14 protein-coding genes and 1 rRNA gene are annotated in these 12,973 nt (G+C 66.5%); 6 read left to right on the forward strand and 9 right to left on the reverse strand.

Annotated elements, in window-relative coordinates; all coding sequences use genetic code 11:
* Positions 1-4 precede the first annotated feature (4 nt).
* Positions 5-991 carry an L-lactate dehydrogenase gene (locus Q0A27_RS10205; RefSeq protein WP_291475143.1) on the reverse strand — a complete coding sequence of 329 codons (987 nt, stop codon included), beginning with the start codon at positions 989-991 and terminating at the stop codon, positions 5-7.
* 203 nt (positions 992-1,194) lie between these two features.
* On the opposite strand from Q0A27_RS10205, the gene Q0A27_RS10210 reads away from it, so the two are divergent.
* Both Q0A27_RS10210 and ybaK read left to right on the forward strand, forming a co-directional pair.
* The gene (locus Q0A27_RS10210) at positions 1,195-1,797 is read left to right on the forward strand and encodes a superoxide dismutase (protein WP_291475144.1); all 603 of its coding nucleotides are present in this window, start codon (positions 1,195-1,197) and stop codon (positions 1,795-1,797) included.
* Positions 1,798-2,062: 265 nt separating this feature from the next.
* Positions 2,063-2,590, forward strand: coding sequence for a Cys-tRNA(Pro) deacylase (gene ybaK, locus Q0A27_RS10215; RefSeq protein ID WP_291475145.1), 528 nt, complete (start codon positions 2,063-2,065; stop codon positions 2,588-2,590).
* 19 nt (positions 2,591-2,609) lie between these two features.
* On the opposite strand, the gene msrA is transcribed toward ybaK, so the two are convergent.
* The gene (msrA, locus tag Q0A27_RS10220; RefSeq protein ID WP_291475146.1) at positions 2,610-3,305 is read right to left on the reverse strand and encodes a peptide-methionine (S)-S-oxide reductase MsrA; all 696 of its coding nucleotides are present in this window, start codon (positions 3,303-3,305) and stop codon (positions 2,610-2,612) included.
* 17 nt (positions 3,306-3,322) lie between these two features.
* Positions 3,323-5,068: a ribonuclease H-like domain-containing protein gene (locus tag Q0A27_RS10225; protein ID WP_291475148.1), complete on the reverse strand. Its 1,746-nt coding sequence runs from the start codon at positions 5,066-5,068 to the stop codon at positions 3,323-3,325.
* A gap of 101 nt (positions 5,069-5,169) precedes the next feature.
* On the opposite strand from Q0A27_RS10225, the gene Q0A27_RS10230 reads away from it, so the two are divergent.
* Together Q0A27_RS10230 and Q0A27_RS10235 are read left to right on the forward strand one after the other, a co-directional pair.
* Positions 5,170-5,775 (forward strand): DUF6474 family protein, encoded by a 606-nt coding sequence (locus tag Q0A27_RS10230; RefSeq protein WP_291475150.1) that lies wholly within the window; start codon positions 5,170-5,172, stop codon positions 5,773-5,775.
* Between the two features lie 170 nt (positions 5,776-5,945).
* The gene (locus Q0A27_RS10235) at positions 5,946-6,308 is read left to right on the forward strand and encodes an Lsr2 family protein (protein ID WP_291475152.1); all 363 of its coding nucleotides are present in this window, start codon (positions 5,946-5,948) and stop codon (positions 6,306-6,308) included.
* A gap of 33 nt (positions 6,309-6,341) precedes the next feature.
* Here the strand turns inward: Q0A27_RS10235 and Q0A27_RS10240 are convergent, their stop codons facing one another.
* Together Q0A27_RS10240 and Q0A27_RS10245 are read right to left on the reverse strand one after the other, a co-directional pair.
* Positions 6,342-6,983: a response regulator transcription factor gene (locus tag Q0A27_RS10240; RefSeq protein ID WP_291475154.1), complete on the reverse strand. Its 642-nt coding sequence runs from the start codon at positions 6,981-6,983 to the stop codon at positions 6,342-6,344.
* Entirely contained in the window at positions 6,980-8,224 is a 1,245-nt protein-coding gene (locus tag Q0A27_RS10245; RefSeq protein WP_291475156.1) for a sensor histidine kinase, read from the reverse strand. Before Q0A27_RS10245 ends, Q0A27_RS10240 begins: the two co-directional genes overlap by 4 nt.
* A 98-nt stretch (positions 8,225-8,322) precedes the next feature.
* Here Q0A27_RS10245 and yidC point away from each other — a divergent pair, with 98 nt between their 5' ends.
* Positions 8,323-9,396: a membrane protein insertase YidC gene (yidC, locus tag Q0A27_RS10250; RefSeq protein ID WP_291475158.1), complete on the forward strand. Its 1,074-nt coding sequence runs from the start codon at positions 8,323-8,325 to the stop codon at positions 9,394-9,396.
* A gap of 15 nt (positions 9,397-9,411) precedes the next feature.
* Here yidC and Q0A27_RS10255 read toward each other — a convergent pair whose 3' ends face one another.
* From Q0A27_RS10255 to Q0A27_RS10265, 3 genes are all read right to left on the reverse strand, one after another.
* Complete coding sequence (locus Q0A27_RS10255) at positions 9,412-10,116, reverse strand: TetR/AcrR family transcriptional regulator (protein ID WP_291475161.1); 705 nt, start codon at positions 10,114-10,116, stop codon at positions 9,412-9,414.
* A gap of 154 nt (positions 10,117-10,270) precedes the next feature.
* Positions 10,271-11,182, reverse strand: coding sequence for a universal stress protein (locus tag Q0A27_RS10260; RefSeq protein ID WP_291475163.1), 912 nt, complete (start codon positions 11,180-11,182; stop codon positions 10,271-10,273).
* 176 nt (positions 11,183-11,358) lie between these two features.
* On the reverse strand, positions 11,359-11,487 hold the full coding sequence (locus Q0A27_RS10265; protein WP_291475165.1) for a hypothetical protein: 129 nt from the start codon (positions 11,485-11,487) through the stop codon (positions 11,359-11,361).
* Positions 11,488-11,551: 64 nt separating this feature from the next.
* Here Q0A27_RS10265 and Q0A27_RS10270 point away from each other — a divergent pair, with 64 nt between their 5' ends.
* Positions 11,552-12,541, forward strand: coding sequence for a pseudouridine synthase (locus Q0A27_RS10270; protein ID WP_291475166.1), 990 nt, complete (start codon positions 11,552-11,554; stop codon positions 12,539-12,541).
* 337 nt (positions 12,542-12,878) lie between these two features.
* Here Q0A27_RS10270 and rrf read toward each other — a convergent pair.
* Positions 12,879-12,973 (reverse strand): 5S ribosomal RNA (gene rrf / locus Q0A27_RS10275); the annotation flags it as partial.

The raw sequence follows: 12,973 nt of genomic DNA on the forward strand, positions 1-12,973 counted from the left end.
CGCGCTAGAGGTCGAAGACGCCGGCGCCCTCCATGACCTGTTCTAGAGTGTCAGCGGAGTGGGCGAACTGGTCGCTCTCCGTGGCGTCCAACGGCAGTTCAACGGCTTCGCGGACGCCGTCGCGTGCGATGACGGCGGGAGTGCCGATGTAGACGGGACGGCGTCCTTCCCGGCCGTAGATACCGTCGACCAGCGTGGACACCGGTAGGGCGACATCCTCGTTGCCGAGGACGGCCGCGGTGATCCGGGCCAGGCCCTGGCCGATGCCGAAGCTGGTCGACCCCTTGGCCTTGATGATCCCGTAGGCGGCGTCCCTGGTCTGCGCGAAGATCCGGTCGGCGGCCTCGGTGCCACCGGCGGCGGCGAGGCGGGTCGACAGCGGGACGCCGGCGACCGAACCCACCGACCAGACGGGCAGCTCGGTGTCCCCGTGCTCGCCGATGACGTAGGCGTGGACCGACGTCGGGGCGATGTCGAAGTGGTTACCGAGCGCCCAGCGGAGTCGGGCGGTGTCCAGCACCGTGCCGGAACCGATGACGCGGCGGGAGGGCAGCCCGGACACCTTCCAGGTGACGTAGCTGAGGATGTCCACCGGATTGGACGCGACAAGGTAGATACCGTCGAATCCGGAATCACGGACAGAACCGACAATGCCCCGGAAAATCCCGACGTTCTTTTCGACGAGATCCAGTCGGGTTTCGCCGGGCTTCTGGGCAGCGCCGGCGCAGATGCAGACGATGTCGGCGTCCGCACAGTCGGCGTAGTCACCCTGGGTGATGACGGTGCGGTGGTTGGACCAGGGGACGGCGTGGTTGAGGTCCTGGACCTGGCCCCAGGTCCTCTTCTCGTCGAGGTCGATGAGGACGAAGCGGTCGCAGAGACCCTGGTTGATCAGGGCGAAGGCGTAGGCGACGCCGACATCGCCGGCGCCGACGAGGACGATCTTCGTGGCCGGAATGCCGGCCGGGGCGGTGGCGCCGGTGGTGGTCATGGCGCGGTCCTTCCGTTGAGGTGGTGGTTTCAGGTTCAAGGATAGCCGCGGCATGCCCGGGCGAACGGGGTGGAGAATGTCACTTTGCCCACAAAGTTCAATTCCTTGAACTTTCTTTTTCGAATTGCTGACCATTGCACAGTTCGGAATTTCGGGCCACACTGGACGCCGTAACAGACGTTATGACGAAAGGACCACGAAACATGGCCGTGTACGAACTTCCCGAGCTCCCTTACGCCTACGATGCGCTGGAGCCGCACATCTCCGCCGAGATCATGACACTCCACCACGACAAGCACCACGCGACCTACGTCGCCGGCGCCAACGCCGCTCTGGAGGCCCTCGAGAAGGCCCGCGAAGAGGGCGGCAACCCGGACACCGTCCGTGCGCTGTCCAAGAACCTCGCCTTCAACCTCGGTGGCCACACCAACCACTCCATCTTCTGGAAGAACCTCTCCCCGAACGGTGGCGGCGAGCCCACCGGCGAGCTGGCCGAGGCCATCAACCGTGACTTCGGTTCCTTCGAGAAGTTCCAGGCGAACTTCAACGGTGCCGCCCTGGGCCTGCAGGGCTCCGGCTGGGCCGTCCTGGGCTACGACCACATCGCCGGCCGCCTCATCGTCGAGCAGCTGACCGACCAGCAGGGCAACACCTCGGTGAACTTCACCCCGCTGCTCATGCTGGACATGTGGGAGCACGCCTTCTACCTCCAGTACAAGAACGTCAAGGCCGACTACGTCAAGGCCGTCTGGAACGTCTTCAACTGGGACGACGTCGCCGAGCGCTTCGCCGCCGCCAAGGCGTAGCAGTTCCCGCAGTTCTGTAGCGCCGGACCGCTCCAGGCGGTTGTACGGAGAGTCGTCACCGACTCCTCTGTGAGGTCCTGACACGGGCGTCTCAGGGTGGTTTCCATCCCCGGAACCACCGTGAGGCGCCCGTGTCGCATGTGTGGGTGGGCACAACCCGGCCACAACCCCAGACGCGGCTACGACTCGACCGGTTGGTCTGGTACGCCCGGACCAACCGGTCGGGCCGTACCCGCACCACGCGTCCGCCGCTAGGCTGGCGAGGGTGAGCAAGAAGGACAGGAAGAAACAGCACGGGGCCACGCCCGCCGTGCTCGCACTCGAAAAGGCCGGTGTCGACTTCACCGTCCGCACCTTCGAGCACGATCCCGAGGTCGCGGACTACGGGGACGAGGCTGCCGCAGCACTCGACATGCCGGCACAGCAGATCTGCAAGACTCTCCTCGTCGAACTCGACGGCGGCCCGCACGACGGACGTATGGGGGTCACCGTCGTCCCGGTAACGATGATGCTCGACCTCAAGGCCGCCGCCTCGGCCTTCGGGGCGAAGAAGGCGACCATGGCGGACCCGAAGGCCGCCGAGCGCTCCACCGGCTACGTCGTCGGCGGCATCAGCCCGCTGGGCCAGAAGAAGCGCCTGGCCACGGTGCTGGACGACGGCGCCGCGTCCGAGGAGACCCTCCTCGTCTCCGGCGGACGCCGCGGCTTCGACGTCGAGCTCACCCCCGCAGACCTGGTGACCGTCCTGGACGCAACGGTCGCCCCCATCGGCCGGGAGGACCTCTACCGGTGACCCCACCGGCAGAAGACGACTACCCGCAGGTGACGCCGGTGGCGTGGACCGGGCAGTAGCCGTCCGGGTTCTTGTCGAGATACTGCTGGTGCTCGTCCTCGGCCAGGTAGTACTCTCCCGCCGGCGTCTCGGCCAGCGGCACGATCTCTGTGGTGATGTCACCGTAGCCGGCGTCCTTCAGCCGCTCCCCGTAGGAGGAGACCACCGACCGGGCGATCTCGACCTGCGCGGCGACCTCCTCCGGCGTCCCGACGGGGTAGATCACCGAGCGGTACTGCGAGCCCACGTCATTGCCCTGCCGGTCGCCCTGGGTCGGGTCGTGGTTTTCGAGGGCCACCCTGAGGACCGACTCGAGCGAGACCGCCGACGGATCCCAGACCACATCGACGACCTCGGAGTGCCCGGTCCGCCCGGTGCACACCTCACGGTAGGTCGGGTTGGGTGTGTAACCGCCTGCGTAGCCCACCGACGTGGCCTCCACCCCGTCGATCTGCCACAGCAGCTTCTCCGCACCCCAGAAACACCCCAGGCCCAGAACGATGTGCTGCTGGCCGGGCTTCCACGGGCCGGTGACCGGCGTCCCCAGCACCGTGTGGGGCTTCGGATCGGTCAGTACGGGTTGGTGTCCGCCCTTGAGCGCGGTCTCGCTGTCCGGCCGTTCCGCGTGAAACGGCCCGGACGAGTTCATGGCCATCAGTCGTTGCAGGAAATCCACGGTTGTCCCGTCCTTTCTCAGTACTCCAGCGGCGGAACACCGGGTGCCCCGAGCCGCAGCCAACGACGCACCGCGGCAGGTGCGTAGCAGTCGTCGGCGTTGTAACGCTCCAGGGTACGCCGGGCACGGGAGGACGCCTCGGCACGCGCACCGGCGTCCGACCCGTCATCCCCGTCGACGTCCCCCACCGCGATCTCGAAGAGGTCGACCGCTGCCCGGCCGTCGACATCCTCCTGGCTGAAGGTGAAACCGGCGAGCTTCGCCACGGACTTCAGTCCCAGTGACCCGTTCGCCGCCAGTGCGGTCTTGACCAGGGCGAAGACGTCGACCCATTCGGGCGAGTTGAGGAAGGCGTTGACGTCGGCGAGGGTCGGCATGACGATGCCCGGCGCGTACTCGCGTCCGCCGAACCGGGTCGCATAGCTGCGCATCCAGTGGTTCTCGCCCTGCTGGGAGTAGCAGTAGGCGCGGAAGACGCGGTAGGAGTCATGTGCGGCTCGGCGGCGGGCCATGAGCCAGGTCCAGTAGCGGGCGACGTGCTCCCCCTCGTCACCGTCGCGACTGAAGTCGGTGAATGGCCGGTACTCGGAGCCGTCGAAGGTGCCCCAGAGGAACGTGCCGCGCGAAGGGTGGGCCTCCATGTCGACGTCGATCTCCACGGCGTCCCCGATCTCCGCGGCCATCGGCAGTTCGCCGTCGCCGAGGTGTCCGGGCATGCGGAAGGCATGACCGCACCACAGGTCAGGGCCCGTGATCCACCGGCGCAGCGGTCTACGCAGGAACTCCACCCCGGCCATCCAGGCGGCCGCCAGGGCGGGGTCCTCCCGGTTGACCCCGGGAAGCGTCGACAGTTCCGCAGGCCGGTCGGCGAGGGCGGCGAGATCCGGCAGGGTGTGGACGCCGAGTTCGCGCCACTGCCGGCCCCGGTCGCCGGGGAGCATGAGGCTGAGGTCGCCGCTGTCGACGAGCTCGCGCCGGCAGTGGTTGTGGAACTCGCAGCCGAGGCACTCGCGGACGCGCACCGGGTGGGCCGGGACCGGTGCCTCGAGGGCACGTTCCAGGCCGTCGAGGACGCGGTCGGCGGGGATGACGACGCACCGGGCGTAACCGCCGACCCCGGTGGTCCCTCCGGCGCCGCCACCGATGAACCCGACGTCCCCGGACGCCAGACCGAGCCGGTCGAGCAGGACATGGGCGACGGCGACCTTCTGGGAGTCGACGGCGTTGCTGCGGTGCTTCAGTGGGGCGACGACCGGTGTGGACAGACCGAGAGCTGCGACGTCCACCACGCGGACACTGTTCTTCTCCGCCGCGCCTTTCGCCCGACGCGCGGTGGTGTGCGCGGTGACGGTCACCGGCATGTACACAGTGGACCCGCTGATCCCCGCACCGTCGTCGAGCCGGACCAGCAGGTCGACGTCACAGGCCAGGGCATCGTCCGCGAGGCGGGCCCCGGTGATGACGCGGACGCCGGCGGCGAGGGCCTCCAGGGTCTGCTCCTCGGCGGTGCCGTCGTCGACGACGTCGATGCGGCTGAACGTCACCCGGTCACCTTGACGGGCGACGGTGGGCAGGGCCGAGGCCACGGCGGCACGGCGCAGGGCCGCGCGTTGCCGGTGGGCCTGACGGTCCGCCCTGGCGGTCAGGGAGAGTTCAGGGGTGACGCGTCCTCCGGTCGCGGCGCGCAGCAGAATACTGCGGCGGCGGCAACCGGTGAGGTCTGCTGGAGTCACCGGTGTGACCGGCAGAAGGTGGTTCGTCACAATAGGTCCCATCCTATTGGCTAGAGTGGTCCACCAGAAACACACGCGGTCACCGGTCGGCACCGCAGTACGTTCCACAGCAGGTACAGGAGACCTTTCACATGGGAGTTGTCAGTTCTATCCGCCGTAGGCGCCACGAGAAGAAGGCGGCGTACAAGGCGGCGAAGGTCCAGGCGAAAGAGACGGCGAAGGCCACCGCAAAAGCGGACAAGGCCCGGGAAAAGTACCTGCAGAAGACTGCCGGGAAGATCCGCGCCATCGACGACAAGGCCGCGAAGCGACAGGACAAGAAGGATCTCGAGTCTGCGAAGGCCCTGGTCGCGCAGGCCAAGTCCAAGCGCGTCACCGCAGGTAAGGTGCTCGGCTGGGTGAGTGCCGCCCGCGTGGTGATCCCGGTCGCCGCACCGCTGGCCTACCGTGCCGTCGCGAAGCTGGGGTCCACCCCGTCCGGTCAGGGCATCTCTTCGCTGCTCGGCGGTTTCGGCGCCGGCGCCACCGCCCCGGGGCATGACGCTGTCCAGCGCGCACGTATCGCGGATCTGCGTAACCGTGCCGGTGCGACCAATGTCCCGGATTCCGTGGAGAAGGAAATCAACGGAAAGCTGCGGACGCTGGAGACGAGGCTGAAATCCGCGTCCTCCGAAGCCGAGTTCGCCGCTGTGTCCACGGAACTTGATCTCCTGGACGCCAGGCTCGACGCCGCATAATTCACGTCAACAGTGCCGACGTTAGTTTTCCCGCGTCGACATTCAGCGAATTGACAGGGCAGATATTCGCGCGGCCCGTTCTATATGGGTTACACTCGCTCACCAGAAGCATCAGCATCCATCAGCATCCATCAGCGTCCATCTGCATGAACGAGTAAAGGATTATCACCATGGCACGTCGTGAAGTCACCCAGTTCTTCGACGATCTGGACGGTACCGCCCTCAGCGCGGACGCCGTGAACGTCGTCGAGTTCTCCTACGCCGGTTCGGATTACACCCTGGACCTGTCCGAGGACAACGCACTCAAGTTCGCCGTTGATCTGGAGCCGTACCTCAAGGTCGCCACCAAGGTCGCGAAGACCCGTTCCAACCGCTCCCGCGCCACCGGTTCCGCTGCTCCGAAGTCCGACCCGAGCCGCAACAAGCGTATCCGCGAGTGGGCCCGCGACAACGGGCACACCGTGTCCGCCCGCGGCCAGATCTCCCACGAGATCATCTCCGCCTACGAGCAGGCCAACCCCTCCGACCGCTGATCGACGACTGATAGACCGCCGCTTCCCGGCAGGTCAGAGCATTCCCGCTTCCCGGGCCGCCGCCACTGCAGAGGTACGGGAGCGGACGCCGAGTTTCGTGTTGATGTGCACGAGATGCGATTTCACCGTCGCCTCGGAAAGAAACAGGGCGGCACCTATTTCACGGTTACTCCGCCCGTCCGCGACCAACTGGAGAACCTCGAGTTCCCGGCTGGTCAGCGCATTCGCCGGTTCCTCTTCCCGGTGCATCAGACGGGTCGCCACCGACCCGGACATTGCCGTCGCCCCGGTCGCCGCAGCACGGACCGCGGAAATGAGTTCCGCCGGTGGGGCGTCCTTGAGGAGATAACCCACCGCACCGGCCTCAATGGCCCCGAGAATGTCGACATCGGTATCGTAATTCGTGACCACGAGCACATTCGGTGGATCCGGGAGTTCCCGGATACGGGCGGTGGCAGTTGCCCCGGTCTCCAGTTCCCGACCGGACTGTCCGGGGCCGAAGCGCAGATCCATGAGCACCACGTCAATGTCCGGGCCGGCATTCTCCACGGCACGGACCGCGTCATCGGCGGTGTCCGCCTCACCGATAATGGTGATGTCCTCTTCACTGTCGAGAACGGCACGCAGCCCCATTCGGACAATAGCGTGGTCATCGGCGAGAAGTACCCTGATCATTCTGATTCTCCTGTATCTTCACTCACCACGGTTCCGCGCGGCACGCTCACCACGACGGCTGTCCCGCCGTCCGGTGTCGACTCGATCTCCAGCGTCCCGCCGAGGCTCCGAGCCCGGTGGGCCATCGCCGACAGGCCGATGTGGCCCTCCCCGGCGCGCTCGGCGGCACTGTTGTCCACCGCGTCCCAGTCGAACCCACAGCCGTCGTCGACGATGTCGAGACGCACTGACCCCGGCTCCACCGTCAGCGTGATCCGCGCCCTGTCGGCCCCGGAGTGCTGGCGGACATTGGACACCGCGGACTGCGCGATACGCAGCAGCCCCGCCTCCACCCGCATCGGCAGGTCTGGGCCGTCACCACGCCCGCTCGTGGCGTCCTCGATGTCGACACTGAGGTCGAGGTCGTCACTGCCCGCGGACGCCGCCAGCCGACGCAGTGCCTCCGGGAGTGATCCCTCCTGGAGATCGTCGGGCTGCAGGGCGGCGATGATCGCCCGGGTCTCCCGGAGGCTGCGGGCAGCCGTGGAGCGGGCAAGGTGCACCCGGTCCAGGGCGGTCGACTCCTCGGGAATGTCGCGTTCGGCGGCGTGGAGCAGCATCTGGATACTGGAGAGCCCCTGGGCGACCGTGTCATGGATCTCGTGGGCCAGACGCTCGCGCTCGGTGATGATGCCCGCCTGACGCTCCGACTCGGCGAGCAGGCCACGGGTCCGCACCAACTCGTCGATGAGCTGGCGGCGACTCTCACTGACCGCGGACATGCTCCGCACGACCATCGCGATGGCGATCGCCGCGACACCGGACAGGACCGGCCCGAGGATCGCACCGGTGCTCGGGCCGGCGACCGCCGCAGAGAGCATCACCGCCAACGCGGTGACCACGCCGGTCGCGACCGCCCCCCAGGGCGCGGGCAGCAGCAGAAGATAGAGGACGAACAGGACGAGGGCCAGATAGGACGCGGTGGCCTCCTGTGACGCCAGGGCGATCCAGAGCAGCGTGAGGACGGCCAGCCAGCCGTAGCGGTGCGGCGACTCGACCGGGAACGGCCGCATCAGGCCACTGGCCGCGACGACAGAGAAAGGGACGACCAGGACGACCACGAGGGTGAGGGAATCGTCCTCCCGGCCCGCCGCGGCCCACACGGTGACCACGAGGAGCAGTGCGAGAGCGAGTCCCAGCGACCCCCTGATCACCGGGGAACCGCGGAAGACTCCCGTCCCCGGGCCCGACACTGTATGCATGGGACATACCGTAGCCTGTCCTGGGTACGCAGGGGGAGTCCAGGGGCTTCGGGCCGGGGACGCAGGGGAAGTACAGACGGCAAAGGTATCCTCGTAGCGTGCAGCTCATCGAGTACCCCGTATCCCTGGTCATGAAGGCGTGGCATGTCTTCCTCACCTGGCTGGGCATGGACGCCATCTCATCATGGCCGCTGACGATCGTTCTTCTGGTGGTGACGGTGCGCCTGATCCTCCTGCCGTTCGCGTACCGGGCGCTCTACTCGTCCCGGATGCTGATCAACCTGCGCCCGGCGATGCACGCACTCGAGGTCGAGTACAGGGGGGTGAAGGACCGCGACAAGATCCGCGAGAAGATGGGGAAGCGCAAGAAGCTGCAGCAGGACGGCGGCTACCGGATGCGTGACGGCTGTATCCCGTCGCTGATCCAGATCCCCTTCTTCCTCGGCCTGTACCGGATTCTGCTGACCGTCTCGCGGCCGACCGACCTGGAGAACGGCACCCACCAGAGCATCGGCGCCCTGAACGGTACAGATGTGGGACAGTTCCTGCAGGCCGAGGTCTTCGGTGTGCCGCTGCCCGCGTACTCGGTGATGACCGATGAGCGGTTCGAGTTCCTCGGGACCTCCTCCTCCGAGGTCTTCCACATCGCACTGCCGCTGTGTCTCATCGCGTCGGTGCTGACGACCTCGAATATGGCGTACTCACTCAAGCGGAACTGGATGACCCTGGACGAGGACAGTGCCGTCGCCCGTGGCCTGTTCAAGTTCATGATCCTCCTGGTACCGGTGATGCTCATCTTCCCGCTGGCCTTCGGTCTCGCCGGCCCGGCCCCCGTGGCGATCATGTGCTACTGGGTGATGAACAACCTGTGGACGATCGCCCAGAACGTGGCGCTCCAGTTGGTCATGGACCGGAAGGCGCCGTACTCGGAGGAGTTCCTCGCCCACCGCAGGGACGTCGGGGCACGGCGTAAGCAGCTGCGGGTCGCGAAGAAGTCGAAGGACCTGCCGGCCGGGGCACCTGCGGAAGACGACGAGGACGCTGCGCCTGTCGAGGACGCGGCGTTCGGGGAGGAGACAACGGAGACTGCCCCCGTCGAGGAAACTACGGAGGCAGTGGAGACAGTGGAGGATCCGGACGAGGGCCCCGGTGGCCGACACCGGATCGACTGACCGGGGCTCAGTAAGTCAGATGCTGTACATCATCGGTGCCGTGTAGAGCAGCTGCTTCGCCAGTTCACGGGCGGTCTCCAGGGGAGAGACGGTGCGGCTCATCTTCGACCCGGCGATACCACCGTCGAGAAAGACGATGAGCTGGTCGGCGAGAGTGCGGGAGGCGTAACCGAACTTCTCGGTCAGCAGGTCCGCCATCGTGTCACGACACCACCGGCGGTGCTCCAGTGCAGCCTGGCGGATACGGTGCTCGCTGTCGGTGTCCGGACGCGGGTACTCACTCGCCGCATTCTGGAAGTGGGAGCCGCGGAAGTTCTCCTGCGGCTCATCTGCGATGGCCATGTCGAAGAAGGCGAGAATGCGGTCCTCCGGCTTCGGACGGTCGGCGCACATCTCCTCCCAGCGACGACGCCAGTCCTGGTCGAGCTCCTCGATATAGGCGACGACGAGGTTGTCCTTCGACCCGAAAAGGGAATAGAGACTGGCCTTCGCGACGTCGGCGTCCCGCAGGATCCGGTCAATGCCGATGACACGGATGCCCTCGGTGGTGAACAGCTGCGTGGCGCTCTCCAACAGCCGCTGGCGCGGGCCCGGGCGGTTTCGCCGACGGGAGGACGCGGACTTCGCGGAACTGCGGGAGGATGACTTCCGTGCCGACGTACCTGCGGCGGAGACCGGGGTACCGTCGCCGTCCTTGGTCGTCGGAGCGGAGTTCGTCATCAGTATTTCTCCTGGATCTCAGCGGGGTGGGGGACCGGAAAGGCCCCACCTTTCCCGGACAAGCCTACACGACAGACAGAACAGTCCATATGTGGCTTGCGGGCGAGGTGAGGCCTCCGGGTGCCGGTGTGAGGAGGGCGTCCTCCCGGTCCTCCTAGCGGGAGTTCGGGCGGACGACCATCATCGGGCACGGAGCGTACTGCAGCAGAGCACGCGAGGTGGAGCCGAGGAGCATGCCGCGGAATCCACCGCGACCGTGGGAACCCAGCACGAGGAGCTGGGAGCCCTCGGCGGCGTCCTTCAGCACCTGGATCGGACGGTCACGGGAAAGAACCTCCTCGATCTCGACGTCCGGGTACTCCTCGCGGAACGGGGCGAGCTCCTTGGAGAGCATCTCGCGCTCCTGTGCGGCGATCGCGTCGATCTGGCTCTGCATGGCACTGAGGCCGACCAGGCTGGTCTGAAGTTCCTGGTCCGCCCAGCTGTGGACGGCACGGAGCGGGGCCTTGCGGGCGTCCGCCTCACGGAAGGCGTACTCGAGGGCCTTGCGGGAGATCTCGGAGCCGTCCACACCGACGGAGACGGGGCCGTACTTGGTGTCGGTGGTGACGTTGTTGTCCTTGCGGATGACGACGACCGGGCAGGCGGCGTGCGAGACGACGGCCGAAGACACCGAGCCGAGGACCAGGCCGGACAGTCCGCCGAGGCCACGGGAACCCATGACGATGATGTCAGCGCTCTCGGAGAGCTCGAGGAGCATGTCGATGGGGGTGCCCTCGACGATGATGTGGCCGACCACGAGATCAGGGTTGAACGCTGCGACCTGCTCGCGGGCGTTGTTGATCTTCTCCAGCGCCTCCGCCTCAAGCTCGTCGTAGAGTTCCTGCGGCGGAACCATGCCGTCGGCGTACATGAACTGGGGCATGGTGTAGGCGGTGACGAGCTTCAGCGAAGCTCCACGCTTGGTGGCGGCGTTCGCAGCCCAGGCCACGGCGGTGGCACTGGCCTCGGAGCCGTCGACGGCGACGACGATCGCATTGTCAGCGGTGATCTTGGTGTCCGACATGGGTTCCATCCTTGTCTTCGTGGGTTTTACTTCCCGGCACCCCCTAGTATCCCCCTTTTCGGTCACAAATGGGACGCATCCTCACCCCCGCAATGGGGTAAACCGGAAGTGACCCACCCGGAGGGTGCAGTGACCAGCACTGATCCGCGGGTGGGTTGGTTGACCTCGTGTTCCCGTCAGGAAATGGCAGGGGAGTTGGCGGGGAAGAAGAAGCCGAAGGCGGTCTGGGCCGAGCCGACCACGGAGCCGCCGATGCTGGTGCCCATGAACTGGTTGACCAGTGCGATAATCAAGTTCAAATCCATAACTGAGGAGCTTATCCTGCGAAACCCTCCGCTACCAGTAGTAGACGGCCTCAACCCCTCCCGGGTGAGGGTGGAGTCGGCGACGGCAGCTGCGGCGGCGGTTCGCCATCTCATCGAGACCCAGCACCACCACGACCCCACGGACGACGAGACTGCGTTGTACGAGCGCTTCCGTCGCGGGGAGGTCCGGCTCGACGACGGCACGGTACTTCAGCCGGCGGACACGGTGGCCGGGGGCACCTTCATCTGGTTCTACCGCCGTCCTGCCCCGGAACGTCCGGTGCCCGGTGAGATGCACCTCCTGTACCGGGACGAGAACATCCTCGTCGCCGACAAGCCACCGTTCATGTCGACACTGCCCCGTGGTCGGCACATCACGGAAACGGCGGTCGTGCGCGCACGGCGCCAGTTCGGCGTCGACGATCTGTCTCCGGTGCACCGTCTTGACCGTCTGACGCGGGGCATCCTGCTGTTTACGGTGCGTCGCGAGGTCCGCGGCGCGTACCAGCAGCTCTTTGAGCGCCGGCTCGTACAGAAGACCTATGAGGCGGTGACGCGGCGTCCTCCGGAATGGAATGACCTGTCGCGGGTGGACGTTCCCGCTGGTGCGCTGCACTTCGGTAGCCCTGCGTCAACGCTGCCTGCACCGGGCGTTGCTGAACCGTGGGTCCTACGCCACCGACTGCTCAAGGACCGCGGGCATCTCGCGACCTACGTCGCCGAGGGGAACGCCAACAGTGATACCGCTGTCATCGGGATCCGTTCCCACGACAGAGATGACTCGAAGCTGGTGTGGACGCTGCAGCCCCATACAGGCCGCACCCACCAGTTGCGGGTGAACATGAGGTTGTTCGGGACGCCGATCCTGGACGACCCGATATACTCCGACATCTCAGACCGGGCACTGTACGACCAGACCGCTCCCCTGCCCTACGTGCCGGCGGTCGAAGATGAGGACTTCTCCCGCCCCATGGGCCTGACCGCCCGGGAACTGTCCTTCACTGATCCCCTGAGCGGCGAACCGCATCACTTCGCGAGCTCGTACACGAGCTGACCGCCCACACCTCCACGTTCGGCCCACTGCGGCCAACACCACCGCGGTCAGGAGGCGCGGTCGATCGACCGCCACACCACAACCCGGTACAGATCCGACGAACTACCGGGTTCTCCCGATCCATGACGAGTTCTGACGGACACCGACCCCGCTCCGCACCACGCCCACACAACCCCACACCCCCCAGGCACCATCCGGGTACACAAAAAAAGGGGCCGGGCCCGGCCGACCACCCCACAAGATGACCGACCAGACCCGACCCCCGACACACGCACAAAAAAGAAGAGTGGAAGAACAATCCGAAGATCGTTCTCCCACTCCTCAATATCACGATGAATGCCGGCGGCGTCCTACTCTCCCACACCCTCCCAGGTGCAGTACCATCGGCGCAGGCAGGCTTAGCTTCCGGGTTCGGAAAGGGACCGGGCGTGA

It is taken from the genome of Corynebacterium sp. (genome assembly GCF_022712275.1).
In the GTDB taxonomy this organism is placed as follows: Bacteria; Actinomycetota; Actinomycetes; order Mycobacteriales; family Mycobacteriaceae; genus Corynebacterium.